14 protein-coding genes are annotated in these 15,460 nt (G+C 72.9%); 12 read left to right on the top strand and 2 right to left on the bottom strand.

The window, feature by feature from the left end; all coding sequences use genetic code 11:
• Positions 1-116: 116 nt before the first annotated feature.
• Complete coding sequence (locus ACWKZU_RS07975) at positions 117-401, bottom strand: hypothetical protein (RefSeq protein WP_449281786.1); 285 nt, start codon at positions 399-401, stop codon at positions 117-119.
• Between the two features lie 308 nt (positions 402-709).
• Between ACWKZU_RS07975 and ACWKZU_RS07970 the strand changes: the two genes are divergently transcribed.
• Positions 710-2,041 (top strand): peptidoglycan DD-metalloendopeptidase family protein, encoded by a 1,332-nt coding sequence (locus ACWKZU_RS07970; RefSeq protein WP_449281785.1) that lies wholly within the window; start codon positions 710-712, stop codon positions 2,039-2,041.
• Between the two features lie 351 nt (positions 2,042-2,392).
• On the opposite strand, the gene ppa is transcribed toward ACWKZU_RS07970, so the two are convergent.
• Positions 2,393-2,884, bottom strand: coding sequence for an inorganic diphosphatase (gene ppa, locus ACWKZU_RS07965; protein ID WP_449281784.1), 492 nt, complete (start codon positions 2,882-2,884; stop codon positions 2,393-2,395).
• Positions 2,885-3,138: 254 nt separating this feature from the next.
• Between ppa and tilS the strand changes: the two genes are divergently transcribed.
• From tilS to ACWKZU_RS07910, 11 genes are all read left to right on the top strand, one after another.
• Positions 3,139-4,251 carry a tRNA lysidine(34) synthetase TilS gene (gene tilS / locus ACWKZU_RS07960; protein ID WP_449281783.1) on the top strand — a complete coding sequence of 371 codons (1,113 nt, stop codon included), beginning with the start codon at positions 3,139-3,141 and terminating at the stop codon, positions 4,249-4,251.
• A gap of 246 nt (positions 4,252-4,497) precedes the next feature.
• Complete coding sequence (gene hpt / locus ACWKZU_RS07955) at positions 4,498-5,058, top strand: hypoxanthine phosphoribosyltransferase (RefSeq protein ID WP_449281782.1); 561 nt, start codon at positions 4,498-4,500, stop codon at positions 5,056-5,058.
• A gap of 218 nt (positions 5,059-5,276) precedes the next feature.
• Positions 5,277-7,520 (top strand): ATP-dependent zinc metalloprotease FtsH, encoded by a 2,244-nt coding sequence (gene ftsH, locus ACWKZU_RS07950; RefSeq protein ID WP_449281781.1) that lies wholly within the window; start codon positions 5,277-5,279, stop codon positions 7,518-7,520.
• Between the two features lie 5 nt (positions 7,521-7,525).
• Positions 7,526-8,122, top strand: coding sequence for a GTP cyclohydrolase I FolE (gene folE / locus ACWKZU_RS07945; RefSeq protein ID WP_449281780.1), 597 nt, complete (start codon positions 7,526-7,528; stop codon positions 8,120-8,122).
• Entirely contained in the window at positions 8,115-9,608 is a 1,494-nt protein-coding gene (folP, locus tag ACWKZU_RS07940) for a dihydropteroate synthase (RefSeq protein WP_449281779.1), read from the top strand. Before folE ends, folP begins: the two co-directional genes overlap by 8 nt.
• Positions 9,605-10,126 carry a 2-amino-4-hydroxy-6-hydroxymethyldihydropteridine diphosphokinase gene (gene folK, locus ACWKZU_RS07935; RefSeq protein ID WP_449281778.1) on the top strand — a complete coding sequence of 174 codons (522 nt, stop codon included), beginning with the start codon at positions 9,605-9,607 and terminating at the stop codon, positions 10,124-10,126. Before folP ends, folK begins: the two co-directional genes overlap by 4 nt.
• Positions 10,113-10,628 carry a DUF3180 family protein gene (locus ACWKZU_RS07930; protein ID WP_449281777.1) on the top strand — a complete coding sequence of 172 codons (516 nt, stop codon included), beginning with the start codon at positions 10,113-10,115 and terminating at the stop codon, positions 10,626-10,628. The genes folK and ACWKZU_RS07930 overlap by 14 nt, the downstream gene beginning before the upstream one ends.
• 209 nt (positions 10,629-10,837) lie before the next feature.
• Positions 10,838-11,389 (top strand): PH domain-containing protein, encoded by a 552-nt coding sequence (locus tag ACWKZU_RS07925; protein ID WP_449281776.1) that lies wholly within the window; start codon positions 10,838-10,840, stop codon positions 11,387-11,389.
• The gene (locus ACWKZU_RS07920) at positions 11,386-13,290 is read left to right on the top strand and encodes a PH domain-containing protein (protein WP_449281775.1); all 1,905 of its coding nucleotides are present in this window, start codon (positions 11,386-11,388) and stop codon (positions 13,288-13,290) included. Before ACWKZU_RS07925 ends, ACWKZU_RS07920 begins: the two co-directional genes overlap by 4 nt.
• Positions 13,287-14,081: a Rossmann-like and DUF2520 domain-containing protein gene (locus ACWKZU_RS07915; protein WP_449281774.1), complete on the top strand. Its 795-nt coding sequence runs from the start codon at positions 13,287-13,289 to the stop codon at positions 14,079-14,081. The genes ACWKZU_RS07920 and ACWKZU_RS07915 overlap by 4 nt, the downstream gene beginning before the upstream one ends.
• A 196-nt stretch (positions 14,082-14,277) precedes the next feature.
• On the top strand, positions 14,278-15,460 hold a 1,183-nt coding region (locus tag ACWKZU_RS07910; RefSeq protein ID WP_449281773.1), incomplete at its 3' end, for a lysine--tRNA ligase.

The raw sequence follows: 15,460 nt of genomic DNA, 5'->3' as shown, positions 1-15,460 counted from the left end.
GCGGGTCGGCCGGTGGTGCGCCGGAGCGTATCTGCGTGCGCAGGAAGCAGCGAGTCCCCGGAGCCGTGGGCTCCGGGGACTCGGGTGCGCGCGTCTGCGCGGGCGTGCGGGGCGCGTCAGCGCCGGCTGTCGAGGCTCGGCAGGAGACCGAACGCGAACCAGAAGCCGAGGGCGTCGGCGAGCAGGCCCCCGGCGAACCAGGCGAGACCGAAGTCGGGGCTGCTGAACGCGTGCGCCATCATGTAGAAGCCGCCGAGCACCAGTGCGAGCACGAAGACGAAGGCGAGCACGGTGCCCGCGGAGGCGCGGGGAGTCGGGGTCGGCGCGAACAGCGGCCGGGGACGGGCCGCCCCGTCGTTCTGGCCGTGGCGGGCGTCACTGGAGAGGTGCGTCTCGGGCATATCGATCCTTCGCTGGCTGTTCGACTCGGGTCACTGGGGTGCTCCCTCAATGATAGGCGAGGCGGTGATGCCGGCGAAAACCGGGGAGCTCCGGGCGGCGGAGGGGCGACCGGCTCGTGTCCGGGCTCCGCTCCCGGCGAGCCGCGCGGAGCCGGACGCGGCGAGGCTCCCCGACCGCCGCCGTTCCCCGGCGATTCCGGCGCGGGATCCGGATGGATCTGCGACCGCGCGGCCCGGCCTCACCGTGCGCCGTCGAGACGGTGCTAGCGTATGCGTGGACCATACTGGCCTGAGGGGAGTCGGGGAATATGCGGAAGCGGAGATCGGGAACGGCGAAGCGTCTCATCGGCGTGTTCGGAGCCGTCGTCTTCGCGGCGGCGCTGCTGGTCGGCGGACCCACCGCGACGGCCCCGGCCCAGGCCCTCGACCTGCCGACGTGGGACGACGTGCAGGCGGCGAAGCAGAACGAGGCCGCCGCCTCCCAGAAGGTGAGTGAGATCAAGCGTCTCATCGCGCAGGGGGAGCAGGAGCTCGAGCGGCTGCGCAACGCCCACGCGGTCGCGTTCGAGGAGTTCCAGCAGGCCGACCAGGCGTACCAGGCCGCGACCGACAAGGCGCGCACACTCAAGGAGCAGGCCGAGAAGAGCCGCGAGGAGGCGGACCGCGCGGCCGAGCAGGCCGGTGTGATCGTGGCGCAGATGTACCGCTCCGGCGGGATCGACCGCAGCGCCGAGCTGTTCCTCGAGGCCGAGGGCGACACCGCCGATGCGCTGCTGGATCGCCTCGCCTCGATGTCGAAGGCCACCGAGCGCAACACCGCGATCTCCGAGGAGGCCGAGCAGGCGAAGAACACCGCCGAGTCGCTCGGCGAGCAGGCGCAGGCCGCGCAGGAGGAGCGCGAGCGGCTGCGCAAGGAGAAAGAGGAGAAGGAGCACGCCGCGGCCGTGGCCGTGGACGGGCAGCGCGAGAAGGTCATCGCCCAGGAGGCGCAGCAGGAGGACCTCGAGACCAAGCTCGCGGCGCTGCAGGACACCACGACGAAGACCGTCGAGGGCTACAAGGAGCGCCAGCGCATCGAGGAGGAGCAGCGCCGCAAGGAGGAGGAGCGCCGCCGCAAGGAGGAGGAGCGCCTGCGCAAGGAGGCCGAGGAGCGCGCCCGTCAGCAGCAGGAGCAGGGCGGCGGTGGCGGTGGCGGTGGAGGCACCGGCGGCGGCGGTGGCGGTGGCGGTGGCGGCGGCGGAGCGACCGGCTGGGTCGTTCCCACCTCCGGGTACTACGTCTCCGAGGAGTTCCGGCCGCCGGGGCGCCCCAACCACACGGGCATCGACCTCGCCGCGGGGTGCGGCACCCCCATCGTGGCGGCGTCCTCGGGACGGGTCAGCATCGCCGGCTACGTCGACGACTTCGGCGGCTACATGGTGTACCTGAACCAGGACAACGGCTACCAGACCCGGTACGCGCACATGAACGGCTGGCCGCCGGTGGGCTACGGGCAGTACGTGTACGCCGGCCAGGTGATCGGTTACGTCGGTACCACGGGAGCGAGCACGGGCTGCCACCTGCACTTCGAGGTGATCGCGGGCCAGAGCAATGACTACTGGGTGAACTACCTCAACCCGCGCACCTTCTACAACTTCTGAGCCCGGCGCTCCGCGGCTCCGCCGATGGGCGGGCCGCGCAGTCGCGCCCCGTCATCCTGCGCGGAGCGCGCGCACTGCAGGACTCATCCTGCGCGGAGGGAGTCGTGGCCCTGCTGCGTCCTGGTCATCCCGGGAGCGGTGAGCGGTAGTCCTGCCTCCCCCTGGTCATCCTGCGCAGAGGGAGCGCAGCGAGCGCAGTCGCAGGATCCACGAGTCGCGGATCCTGCGACTGCGCGCGAGATCGCGAGGCGCTGCTGTCCACGGGGCGCGGGTTCCTCGCGCCCCGCCTCCGCATCGGCAGCGCCTGCCCGGCGCTGCCGCGCCTCAGCGCCTGCCCGGCGCCGCTGCGCGTCAGTGCTGGTCTGCGAGGCGCTGCTGCGCCTCGATGATGAGCTGCTCCGCGTCGGCGGCCGAGCCCCAGGCGTCGACCTTGACCCACTTGCCGGGTTCGAGATCCTTGTAGTGCTCGAAGAAGTGCTCGATCTCCTTGCGGGTGTACTCCGGGATGTCGGCGACGTCCTGGATGTGCTGCCAGCGCGGATCCTTGTGCTGCACCGCGATGACCTTGTCGTCGCCGCCGGCCTCGTCGCTCATCTTCAGCACGCCGACGGGGCGCACCTTGACGCCGACGCCCGGGAACACCGGGTAGTCGAGCAGCACCAGCACGTCGAGCGGATCGCCGTCCTCACCGAGGGTCTCCTCGAAGAAGCCGTAGTCGGTGGGGTAGACGAAGCCCGTGTAGAGCACACGATCGAGGTACACGCGACCCGTCTCGTGATCCACCTCGTACTTGTTGCGGCTCCCCTTCGGGATCTCGATGACGGCGTCGAATGCTGCGGCCATGCGCGCTCCTCTTTCTGTGATCGAGGCGGCGTTCCATGCGCCCGCCCCGGTGTGCGTTGCCGGTCTAAGGGTACCCGACACGTCCGACGCGCACTCCGGGCCCGGCCGTCCCGCCCCGCTCGTCCACCCGACACCGCCGGCCCCCGTCCGCCCGAGTCCCGTCGGAAGTGCGCGAATCGCCCCTATTCCTCTCGAATAGGGGCGATTCGCGCAGTGCGGCCCGGGCGCCGGGGCCGGCGCGGTACCGTGGTGGCATGGTGCAGCGCGCGTTGCTCGAGACCAGGCTGGCGGTGCGGCGCGCCCTCGCCGCCGGGTTCGGCGGGTGCGAGGGGCCGGACGGCCGGGGCCCGGCCGGTGCGAGCGCCGCCTCGGGCCGCGACTCGGGATCGGCGCCGCTCGTGCTCGTCGCGCTGTCGGGAGGAGCCGACTCCCTGGCGCTCGCAGCCGCAGCGGCGTACGAGGCGCCCGGCGCGGCGATGCGCGCGGGCGCGGTGATCGTGGATCACGGGCTGCAGGAGGGATCGCGCGACGTGGCGGCGCGGGCGGCGGAGCAGGCGAGCGCGCTCGGACTCGATCCGGTGCTGGTGCGCCGCGTCGACGTGGCGCGGGATCGCGGCGACGGCCCGGAGTCCGCGGCGCGCGACGCGCGGTACGCGGCGTTCGCCGAGGTCGCGGCCGAGGTCGGGGCCGCGGCGATCCTCACCGCCCACACCCGCGACGACCAGGCCGAGCAGGTGCTGCTCGGGATCGCCCGGGGATCGGGGATCCGCAGCCTCGCGGGGATCCCGCCGCTGCGCGAGCTCGCCGGCGCCGGAGCCGGCTCGGGGACCCCGCCGGTGATCCTGCGCCCGTTCCTGGGGGAGCGGCCGGCGGTGAGCCGCGCCGTCACCGAGGAGGCCTGCGCCGAGCAGGGCCTGCGCCCGTGGCGCGACCCGCACAACGACGATCCCGCCTACACCCGTGTGCGGGTCCGGCGGCGCGTGCTGCCGGTGCTCGAGGGGGAGCTGGGACCCGGCGTCGCCGAGTCGCTGGCTCGCACGGCCGATCTCGCGCGGGAGGACGCCGACGCGCTCGACGCGCTCGCCGAGGAGACGCTCGAGGAGATCGTGGAGCACGCCGAGGCGGGGATCGCGGTGTCGGTCGCGGCGCTCGCGGCGAACCCGCCCGCCCTGCGCCACCGCATCATCCGCGCGGTGGCGCGCGCGGAGTTCGGCGTGCAGCTCAGCCGCGAGCACACGCTCGCCGTCGCGGAGCTCGTGACCGCCTGGCGGGGGCAGGGCCCCATCGACGTGCCGGGCGCATCGGTGGAGCGGGTGCGCGGCCGGCTCGTGTTCACGGCCCGCACTGCACCGCCCGTCCCGCGCTGAGCCGAGCCGAGCCGAGTCGCGACCCCGCGCCCGGACCGCCCCTCGACCCCGCCCCGTTTCAACCGAGCCGCCCCATCCACCGGAACCATCCCACCCGTCCATCGAATCCTGAAGTGGGAGTCGCGTTCTGCTGCATCCTGTTCGCGGGTCGTGGCAGAACACGACGCCCACTTCGAGATCCCACGTCGAAGACGAGTGCGAGCACCCGTGCGCGGCAGCGCGTCGAGCAGTGGAAGAATGGAGCGCATGGACGCGAAACACCTGGGGGATGACCTCTCCGTCGTACTGCACACCGAGGCCGAGCTGCACGCCCGGCTGGCCGAGATGGCCCGCGAGATCGAGGCGGACTACGCCGACGAGCCCCCGCTGCTCGTCGGCGTGCTCAAGGGCGCGGTCATGGTGATGGCCGATCTGGCCCGCGAGCTGCGGTTCCACGCGCAGATGGACTGGATGGCGGTGTCGTCGTACGGGGCGGGCACGAAGTCGAGCGGCGTGGTGAAGATCCTCAAGGATCTCGACGCCGACATCACCGGCCGCGACGTGCTCATCGTCGAGGACATCATCGACTCCGGCCTCACGCTCCACTGGCTCAAGGAGAACCTCGAGAGCCGCGGCGCCAGGTCGGTGCGCATCTGCACGATGCTGCGCAAGCCCGAGGCGCTCAAGGTGCAGGTCGACGTCGCCTACGTCGGCTTCGACATCCCGGTCGAGTTCGTGGTGGGCTACGGCCTCGACTACGCCGAGGACTACCGCAACCTGCGCGACGTGGCGGTGCTCGCGCCGCACGTGTACTCCGACCCCGAGTAGCCCCGCGCGATGGGCGGCCCCGCGGGCCATCCGCGGCGGCCCCGCGGGCGGACCCGCGCCGCGCCCGCTCGCCGCTCGACCCCCGCGATCCGCCGGCGACCCCTCGGGGCGGCGGCGGTTTTCGCCCTCGGCGCACACGCAGCTGCTTTGTCAGAGGCATTGGCTACGCTTGCAGATGCCGAAACGCCCAGGCACGCCCGTCTCGAAAGGCCACGACTTTGGCAGAGAATTCAACGAAGAGCACGTCGAAGAACAGAAAGCTGTTCCGCGGCCCGCTGCTCTATCTGATCCTCGCACCGTTGATCGTGCTGCTGGGATGGTCGTTGCTCTCCGGCGGTGACACCCGCGAGGTGCCGACCGAGCAGGGCATGGACCTGATCACGTCGGGCAAGGCGCAGGCGGCCGAGATCATCGACGGCGATCAGCGGGTCAACCTGACGCTCATCGAGGCCGACAAGGACACCGGCACCGATCAGGTGTTCTTCTACTACGTCTCGCAGCGCGGCGACGACGTGGTGCAGGCGGTCAACGAGGCCGAGCTCAAGGACGGGTTCACGGACAAGGTGCCGCAGCCGAACCCGCTGTGGTCGCTGCTCGGCTTCCTGCTGCCGCTGCTGCTCATCGGCCTGCTGCTGTGGTGGATGCTCTCCTCGATGCAGGGCGGCGGCCGCGGGGTGATGCAGTTCGGCAAGAACAAGGCGAAGCTCGTGTCGAAGGACATGCCGCAGGTCACCTTCGCCGATGTCGCCGGGGCCGACGAGGCCGTGGAGGAGCTGCACGAGATCAAGGACTTCCTGCAGGACGCGTCGCGCTTCCAAGCGGTGGGCGCGCGCATCCCGAAGGGCGTGCTGCTCTACGGCCCGCCCGGCACGGGCAAGACGCTGCTGGCGCGCGCCGTCGCGGGCGAGGCGGGCGTGCCGTTCTACTCGATCTCGGGATCCGACTTCGTCGAGATGTTCGTCGGCGTCGGCGCGAGCCGCGTGCGAGACCTCTTCAAGGAGGCGAAGGCCAACGCGCCCGCCATCATCTTCGTCGACGAGATCGACGCCGTCGGTCAGCGGCGCGGCCAGGGCATGGGCGGCGGCCACGACGAGCGCGAGCAGACGCTCAACCAGCTGCTCGTCGAGATGGACGGCTTCGACCCCAAGACCAACGTCATCATGATCGCGGCCACCAACCGCCCCGACATGCTCGACCCCGCCCTGCTGCGTCCCGGCCGCTTCGACCGCCAGATCGGGGTCGACGCCCCCGACATGCCGGGCCGGCTCAAGATCCTGCAGGTGCACGCGAAGGGCAAGCCGCTCTCCAAGAACGTCGACCTCGACGTGGTCGCCCGCAAGACGCCCGGCTTCTCGGGCGCCGACCTGGCGAACGTGCTCAACGAGGCCGCGCTGCTCACCGCCCGCTCCAACGCGCAGCTCATCGACAACCGCGCGCTCGACGAGGCCATCGACCGCGTGATCGCCGGCCCGCAGCGGCGCACCCGCGTGATGAAGGACAAGGAGAAGCTCATCACCGCTTACCACGAGGGCGGTCACGCGCTCGTGGCGGCGGGCCTCAACCACACGGATCCCGTCACCAAGATCACCATCCTGCCCCGCGGGCGCGCCCTCGGGTACACCATGGTGATCCCGCTCGAGGACAAGTACTCGGTGACGCGCAACGAGCTCCAGGATCAGCTCGCCTACGCGCTCGGCGGGCGCGTGGCCGAGGAGCTCGTGTTCCACGACCCGACCACCGGTGCGGGCAACGACATCGAGAAGGCCACCGGCACCGCGCGCAAGATGGTCACCGAGTACGGCATGTCGGCGACGGTCGGGCCCGTGAAGCTCGGGCAGGCGCAGCCGGGAGCGTTCCTGGGCGAGTTCGGGCAGAGCCGCGACTACTCCGAGGGGATCGCCGAGACGATCGACGTCGAGGTGCGGGCGCTGCTCGAGCAGGCGCACAACGAGGCGTACGAGGTGCTCGTGATGAACCGCGACATCCTGGATGCGCTCGCTCGCGAGCTGCTCGAGAAGGAGACGCTCGACCACATCCAGATCGCCGAGATCTTCCGCGACGTGCGGAAGCTGCCCGAGCGGCCCACCTGGCTGTCGCACGACGACCGGCCGGTGTCGGATCGCCCGCCCATCGAGGTGCCCGCCGACGTGCGCACGGACGGGGTCTCGGCCGCCGATGCGGACGCGGCTCCCGCGGAGCCGTCGGAGCCCGGCTCGGAGGCCGCAACCGGGGCGAACGGCGCGAACGAGGGAGGATCGGAGTCCGGCCCGACCGGTACCGAGCCGATCCCCGAGCAGAGCGCGCCGTCCGCGCCGAACGCCGAGGACGCGCCGAGTGCTCCGGCCCCCGTGGCCCCGCCGGCTCCGTCGGCTCCGTCGGCGCCCCTCGCCCCGGGACAGACGAGCCAGCCGCCTCGCAACCTGGGCGTGCGCGACGCGGGCGACCGCGACGACGACCGGTAGCGCCGATGGGAGAGACCGTTGACCGCGAGCGCATCGCAGCGGCGGTGCGCGAGCTGCTGAGTGCGATCGGCTCCGACCCCGACAGCCCGGAACTCGCGAGCACCCCGTTCCGGGTCGCCGAGGCGTACGCCGAGTTCTTCGCGGGTGTCGGGCAGGACGCGACCCGGCTGCTGTCGGATTCGGTCCCCGTGGGCTCTGACACCGGGGAGCTCGTGCTGGTGCGCGACATCGCGCTGCGCTCGGTGTGCGAGCACCACCTGCTGCCCTTCCGCGGGCGCGCCCACGTGGCCTATCGCCCGCACGCCAAGGTCGTGGGGCTCAGCGCGATCCCGCGAGTCGTCGAGGTGCTCGCCGCCCGGCCCCAGGTGCAGGAGCGGCTCGGCGAGCAGATCGCCCAGACCATCCAGGACGGGCTCGCCCCCAGGGGTGTGCTCGTGGTGCTGGAGGCGAGCCACGGCTGCGTCGCGGATCGCGGCGTGCGGCAGACCGAGGCGCTCGCCGTCACGGTCGCCTCGCGCGGCAGCCTCAGCGACCCGTCGGAGCAGGCGGGGGTGTTCGCGCTGCTCGGCGGCGAGACCGGCGAGGCGGCGGCCCGTGGGTGACGCCGAGGCCGCCCCGGCGAATCCGACCGGGACCGCACGGGGCGGGTGCGTGGTCATGGGTGTGCTCAACGTCACCCCGGACTCCTTCAGCGACGGCGGCCGATTCGACTCGCTCGAGCGCGCGGTCGCGCGCGGGGTCGCGCTCGTCGCCCAGGGCGCGGACATCGTGGACGTCGGCGGCGAGTCGACCCGGCCCGGAGCCGAGCCCGTGCCCGAGCACGAGGAGCAGCGCCGGGTGATCGGCGTGATCGAGCGGCTGGTCGAGCGGGGCGTCGTCGTATCGATCGACACGATCCACGCCGCCACGGCGGCGGCGGCGGTCGAGGCGGGCGCGCAGTACATCAACGACGTGTCGGGGGGAACCCACGATCCCGAGATGCTGCGCACCGCGGCGCGGGCGAGCCGGGAGCACGGGGTCCGCTTCATCGCGGGGCACTGGCGCGGCATCCCCGATCCCGCGCACCAGCGCTCCGACTACGCGGACGTCGTGTCCGAGGTGCGAGATGCACTCGAGACCCGCGCCTCGGAGGCCGTGGAGGCCGGCATCGACCCCGCTCACGTCGTGCTCGATCCGGGCCTCGGCTTCGACAAGACGGGCGGCCAGTGCTGGGCGCTGCTCGCCCGCCTCGACGAGCTGTTCGCGCTCGGTTATCCGGTGCTCATCGGCGCATCGCGCAAGCGCATGATCGCAGACGTGCTCAACCGCCTCCCGGATGCGGCTCGAACGGGGAGCGCCGTCGGTGACGCCCACGAGCGCGACCTCGCGACATCGGTGACGAGCGCGCTGGCCGCTCGCGCCGGGGCCTGGGGGGTGCGCGTGCACGACGTCGCCGGCACCGCGCAGGCGCTCGCGGTGGCGAGGGCCTGGGCCGACGGCGCGGCTGCGGTTCGCGCGGCGAGCGGTGCGGGATCCGCGGAGGATCGCCCGGCTCATGCCCGCAGCGGCATATCCGCCGCGGATCGCGAACCCCCCGTCGGCCGCGGCGGCTCGGCCGGAGCCGAGGATCGCATCGCGCTGACCGGCCTCGAGGTGTTCGCGCACCACGGCGTCTTCGCGTTCGAGCGGGAGCGCGGGCAGCGGTTCCTCATCGACGCGGAGGTGGCGGTCGACCTGCGTGCCGCGGCCGCGGGCGATGCGCTCGAACGCACGGTGCACTACGGCGAGCTGGCTGAGGCGATCGTCGCCGCGGTGGAGCGCGACCCGGTCGACCTCATCGAGACCGTCGCCGAGCGCGTGGCGGACGTGGCGCTCGGCTTCGCGGGCGTGCGTTGTGCGACGATCACGGTGCACAAGCCCGACGCGCCGATCGAGGCCGTCTTCGCCGACGTCTCGGTGACCGTCGTGCGGCACGCCCGCGCCGCCGCGCCGTCCGCCGTCGCCGCCCCGGCCCCGTCATCCCACCCGACCGGAACGCCGACCGCCGGAACGCCGACCGCCGGAACGCCGACCGCCGGAAACGCCGACGACACGGAGGACGCCCGATGATCGCGCAGATCGTGCAGGTGCTCCTCGCCTTCGGCGCCAATCTGGGCGACCGCGGCGAGACGATCCGAGCCGCCCAGCGAGAGCTCGCCGAGGCGCCGGGGATCCGCGGCTTCGCGGCATCGCCGCTGCGCGAGACCATCGCGCTCACCGAGTCGGGACCCGATCCCGACGCGCCGCGCTACCTCAACGGCGTCGCCGTCGCGCAGACCTCGCTCGCGCCCCACGAGATCCTCGACCTCATGCAGCGCGTCGAAGCCGAGCACGGCCGGGTGCGCGACGTGCGCTGGGGCGACCGCACCCTCGACATCGACCTGGTCCTCTACGGAGGCCGGGTGATCCAGGACGAGCGCCTCACCGTGCCGCACCCCCGCGCGCACGAGCGCGACTTCGTGCTGTCCCCCTGGCTCGACCTCGACCCGGACGCCGTGCTGATGGGGCACGGCCGCGTGTCCGCGCTGCTGGAGCGCCTGGGGGACACCACACGACCCTTCGAGGAGCCCGCCGATGCGCAGGATTGAGCGCAGCAACCCGCTGCTCACCCTGCTCGTCGCCGCCGTGGCGGCGGTGCTCGGCGCGCTGGTGCAGTTCGCGCTCTCGAACCGCGGCGCCCCGCCGCTGGTGCCGCCGCTCTCGCTGCCGGCGTCGCTGGTGCTGATCGCGCTCGTGCTGGTGCTGTTCGGGATCCGTCTGCGCCGCGCCCTCCAGAAGGGGCCGGGCGCGGTCAACCCGTTCCAGGCGGTGCGGCTGCTCGCGGCGGCCCGGGCGGGGCAGCTGGTGGGAGCGCTGCTCGGCGGGTTCGGCGGCGGTCTCGCGCTCGCGATCCTCGGACGCACGGTGCCGCCCCCGCCGCCGACGTGGATCCCCATGCTCCTCGTGCTCCTGGGCGGTGCGGTGCTCGTCGGGTGCGCGGCCTACGCCGAGCGCTGCTGCCGTGTGCCGCCGGGCGGCGACGAGGCGGAGGACGCGGGCGCGGATCCCGAACCGGGGCCTGCCGACCAGACCGCCTTCCGCAAGCCCTGAGCCGGCCCCGCCGCGCGCGCCGCGCCCCCTCCCGCGCGGACCCCGCGGCGTGGCTCAAGAATCCGCGCGTGCACGCCGCGCCCTCTCCTGCGCGGACCCCGCCGAGATCCCGATTCTCGCGGGTTTCATCGGCCGGGAGCGACGGAAAACGGGATGTCGGCGTGAACGGGGAGGGCGATGAACCCGGTGACGGGCCTAGGGTGGGAGATGTGAACGACGAAGCGATTGAGCAGCAGACGCCGGCGCCCGCGGAGACGACGGCCGTGAGCCGGGAGCGCTGGCCGACCGGCGGCACCGCGTGGCAGCGGGTGTCGCCCTCGTACGCCTGGGCCGATCTGTGCCTCAACCTGCTGCTGGTGCTGCTCGTGGCCGCCGCGCTCGTCATCGTGGTGGTCCTGGGCGGAGACGACGTGCCGCCGGCGCCCTACATCATTCTGCCGATCGTGATCGCGGTGCTCATCGTCAACGCCCTGCTGGCCTTCCGGCGGGTGCGGGCGATCGGATACATCCTGCGCGAGGACGACCTGCTCTTCCGCCGCGGCATCATGTTCGAGCGGGTGATCGCGGTGCCCTACGGCCGCCTGCAGCTCGTCGACGTCACCCGCGGCCCGCTGCTGCGTGCGCTCGGTCTCGCGACCCTCAAGTTCGTGACGGCTTCGGCGGCCACGGGCGTGCACCTGCCCGGACTGCGCTTCGAGGATGCGGAGGCGCTGCGGGATCGACTGGTCGAACTGGCGGAGACGCGGAGGTCGGGTCTGTGACCGATCGGAGCGGCGCCGAGGACGCCGGCCCGCAGGATCCCGTTGCGCCGGATCCCGCTGCGCCGGATCCCGGTGCGCAGGCCGGAGCCCCGGCCGAGACGGGGGCCGCCGAGACGGGCGCCGCCGTGGACCCCGCCACGACGACCGGCCCAGCGAACGGGGCGGGCATCGAGAGCGCCGCCGCGGCCGATGCCGCGCTGCCGGGCACGGCCGACGCCGAGGGCTGGCGGCGGCTGCACCCGCTGTCGCCGCTGCTGCGCGGCGGCCTCGTGCTGCTCGTGATCGCCGGCATCATCGTCGCGAACTTCCGCGACCGCTTCGTCGAGGTGCTCTTCGTCAGCGGGATCCTGCGCGACAACGACCGCGTGGAGGTCGACGTGTCCGGCGAGGGAGACTTCATCGATCTGGTCGACTACCTCGTCGAGCAGGGGCTGGTGCTCGTCGCGCTCGGCATCGCCGCCGCCGCGATCCTGCTGATCGTGTTCTTCTCGTGGATCGCGTGGCGCTTCTCGACCTATCGCATCACGCCCGAGGCGGTCGAGGCGCGGCGCGGGGTGCTCTTCCGCACCCACCGCCGCGCACCGCTCGAGCGCATTCAGAGCGTCAACCTGCAGCGCTCGCTGCTCGCGCGTGCGCTGGGGCTGACCAAGATCGACGTGCTCACCGCGGGGCAGGGCGGCAAGGTCGAACTGGCCTTCCTCGGGCATCGCGACGCCAAGCTCGTGCGCGAGCAGATCATCCGGCGCGCGGCCGCCAAGCGGGGCGAGCCGCAACTCGCGGCGCCGGCGGCGGTCGACTTCGCCGGCCGGGCCTACGCGGAGGCGAGCGGCCGGCTGGCCGAGCGCGCCCAGGACTTCGCGGACTCCGACATCGATCCCGAGGCCGTCGAGACGCAGGCGCTCGTACGGGTGCCGGTGGGGCGCCTGGCGGGAAGCATCGCGCTCAGCTGGGAGTCGGTCATCACGGTGCTCATCCTGGTCGGCATCGTCGTGGGCGGGGCGGTGCTCGAGCCGGCCCTGATCCTCGGTGTGATCCCGATGCTCATCGTGATGGCCAGCATCACCTTCAGCCAGTTCAACAAGGGATTCAACTTCGCGCTCTCGCGCGGGCGCGATTCGGTGCGCACGGGATCGGGACTGACCGCGACCAACACCGAGTCGATCCCGTTCGGCCGCATCCACGCGGTGGAGGCGCGGCAGCCACTGCTGTGGCGCCCGCTGGGCTGGTGGAAGGTGCGCATCACCACGGCCGGCCACTCGGTCGCGCAGGGCGGCCAGAACAGCACGCAGAACGTCGTGCTGCCGGTCGGCGAGGAGGCCGATGTGCTGCGCGTCTTCGAGACGCTGCTGCCCGGGCTCGGCGACGACGAGCGGGATATCGCGGGGCTGCGCGACGGGCTGTCGGGCGCTGCGCGCGACTATCTGGGTGCTGGTCCGCGCGCGGGCTGGGTGCTGTGGTGGGGGAGACGACGCGCCGGGGCGGCGATCGTCGACGCCGAGACGCAGGGGGCCACGCTGCGGGTGCGCCGCGGCGCGCTCACCCGCTCGCTCTCGATCATGCCGATCGTACGAGCCCAGTCGCTGCAGCTGCGCAGGCCGCTGCTGCACCGCTTCCTCGGGCTGGCCTCGCTGCAGGCCCACACGGTGCTCGGACCGGTGCGCATGGAGATGCGCGGGATCGAGCTGGGCGCCGCCCAGGAGCTGTTCGACGAGCTCGCCGGGGTGGTGCTGCGCGTGCAGGGCGCCGATGCCCGGGGCGGCGAGGACCGTGATGCCGAGGCCCGGAGCACTGGGGTCCCGGCCGCCGAGGATCCGAGCGCCGAGGCCCCGGGCGGCCGAGGCGGCCACGGCGAGGGCGTCCTTCCCGACGCCGCGCCGAGGCACGGGGAGACCCCGGCATGAGCGTCGCGGAGTCGCGCCTCGGCGTGGGAGTCATCGGCGCCGGGCGGGTGGGGCCCGTGCTGGCGCGGGCCCTCGCCGGCGCGGGGCACGCCATCACCGGGATCTCCGCGATCAGCGAGGAGAGCCGGGAGCGCGCCGAGAGCATGCTGCCCGGCGTGCCGATCCTCGATCCGGCCGAGGTGGTGCGCCGCTCCGAACTCGTGCTGTTCGCGATCCCCGGCTCCGAGCTGCCCGGGCTCGTGAGCGGTCTCGCGGCCACCGGGGCCTGGCAGCCGGGGCAACTCGCCGTGCACACCGCGGCCGAGCACGGGTACGGGGTGTTCGCGCCGGCGCTCGCCGTCGGCGTGATCCCGCTCGCGCTCCACCCGGCCATCGTCTTCACGGGCACGAGCCTCGACCTGAGCCGGCTCGCGGGTGCGACGATCGCGGTCACCGCGCCCACCCCCGTGCTGCCGATCGGGCAGGCGCTCGCGGTCGAGATGGGCGGCGAGCCGGTGATCGTGGGCGAGGCGGACCGGCCGGCCTACGCCGAGGCGATCGCCGCCGCCGCCGAGTTCTCCCGCGCCGTCGTGCGGCAGGCCGCCGACGCGCTGCGGGCGATCGGCATCGAGCGGCCCGACCGGGCGGTGGGCGGGGTGGTGCGCGCCGCGGTCGAGGAGGAGCTGATGGCGGCGGGCGCGGATCCCGATCCCGGACTCGATCCCGGTTTCGGACTCGATCCCGATCTCGCTCCGGGCCTCGACCCCGGCCCGGATCCCGAGCAGGATCCGGGCACCGGCCGGCACGGCTAGCGGACAACCGCTCCTGCGGAACGGGCCGGGCGGCGGCGATGGATCGCGTGCGGCCCGGACTCTCGAAGCCCCCTCGCGGCGGAACCTCTAAGATGGATCGGTACGCCCGAACCGGATCGAGTGCGCGATGCGCCCGGCTGAACGAGCGCAGACATCCGAATCACAGAGTCCGAGATCACCAGAGGAACCCGCCCAGATGAGCGAGCAGACCGCACCCGCCGAGAGCGTCGAGAACGCCGAGGAGATCTTCGAGCAGAAGCGCGTGCGCCTGGAGAAGCGCGACAAGCTGAACGCCGAGGCCGATCCGGCGGGCGGCGCGTACCCCGTGACGGTGCCCGTCACCACCACGATCCCCGCCGTGCGCGCCCGCTGGGGCCACCTCGAGGAGACCCCGGACAGCCCCTCGGGCGAGACCGTCGGCGTCGCGGGCCGCGTCGTCTTCCAGCGCAATACCGGCAAGCTCTGCTTCGCCTCGCTGCAGGCCGGCGACGGCACCCGCATCCAGGCGATGGTGAGCCTCGCCGAGGTGGGCGAGGAGTCGCTCGCGCGGTACAAGGAACTCGTCGACCTGGGCGACCACCTCTTCGTGAGCGGCGAGGTGATCTCGAGCCGCCGCGGAGAGCTCTCGATCATGGTGCGCGAGTGGCGGATCGCCGCCAAGGCGCTCGCCCCGCTGCCCAACATGTACGCGGAGCTCAACGAGGAGACGCGCGTGCGCCAGCGCTACCTCGACCTCATCCAGCGGGAGCAGGCCCGCGTCAACGTGGTGACCCGCGCGCGCACCATGGCGAGCCTGCGCCAGACGTTCGCCGAGCGCGATTTCATCGAGGTCGAGACCCCGATGCTGCAGACCATGCACGGCGGCGCGTCGGCCCGCCCGTTCGTGACGCACTCCAACGCCTTCGACACCGAGCTGTACCTGCGCATCGCGCCCGAGCTCTACCTCAAGCGCGCCGCCGTCGGCGGGCTCGAGCGCGTCTTCGAGATCAACCGCAACTTCCGCAACGAGGGCGCCGACTCCACCCACAGCCCCGAGTTCGCCATGCTCGAGGCCTACCAGGCGTACACCGACTACAACGGCATCGCCGACCTCACCCAGGCGCTCGTGCAGAACGCCGCGCTCGCCGCCAACGCCGGCACCGAGCGCGAGGGAGCCCACGTCGTGGAGTGGGCCGACGGCACCCTCTTCGACCTGGGCGGCGACTGGGACCGCATCTCGATGTACGGCACCCTCTCCGAGGCCGCCGGCCGCGAGATCACGCCCGAGACCGGCGTCGACGAGCTGCAGGCCATCGCCGACGCCGAGGGCGTCGAGGTGCACCTGCCCAACCACGGCAAGCTCGTCGAGGAGCTGTGGGAGCACTTCGTGAAGGGCGGCC

This window comes from Leucobacter sp. (assembly GCF_053528595.1).
The sequence above is the reverse complement of the archived record's forward strand: the minus strand, read 5'-3'. Positions and strand labels throughout refer to the sequence as shown.

Excerpts from the sequence above, each read along its gene's own strand:
- ACWKZU_RS07975 (WP_449281786.1), bottom strand. The coding sequence starts at position 401 with ATGCCCGAGACGCACCTCTCCAGTGACGCCCGCCACGGCCAGAACGAC.
- ACWKZU_RS07970 (WP_449281785.1), top strand. The coding sequence starts at position 710 with ATGCGGAAGCGGAGATCGGGAACGGCGAAGCGTCTCATCGGCGTGTTC.
- ppa (WP_449281784.1), bottom strand. The coding sequence starts at position 2,884 with ATGGCCGCAGCATTCGACGCCGTCATCGAGATCCCGAAGGGGAGCCGC.
- tilS (WP_449281783.1), top strand. The coding sequence starts at position 3,139 with ATGGTGCAGCGCGCGTTGCTCGAGACCAGGCTGGCGGTGCGGCGCGCC.
- hpt (WP_449281782.1), top strand. The coding sequence starts at position 4,498 with ATGGACGCGAAACACCTGGGGGATGACCTCTCCGTCGTACTGCACACC.
- folE (WP_449281780.1), top strand. The coding sequence starts at position 7,526 with ATGGGAGAGACCGTTGACCGCGAGCGCATCGCAGCGGCGGTGCGCGAG.
- folK (WP_449281778.1), top strand. The coding sequence starts at position 9,605 with ATGATCGCGCAGATCGTGCAGGTGCTCCTCGCCTTCGGCGCCAATCTG.
- ACWKZU_RS07930 (WP_449281777.1), top strand. The coding sequence starts at position 10,113 with ATGCGCAGGATTGAGCGCAGCAACCCGCTGCTCACCCTGCTCGTCGCC.
- ACWKZU_RS07915 (WP_449281774.1), top strand. The coding sequence starts at position 13,287 with ATGAGCGTCGCGGAGTCGCGCCTCGGCGTGGGAGTCATCGGCGCCGGG.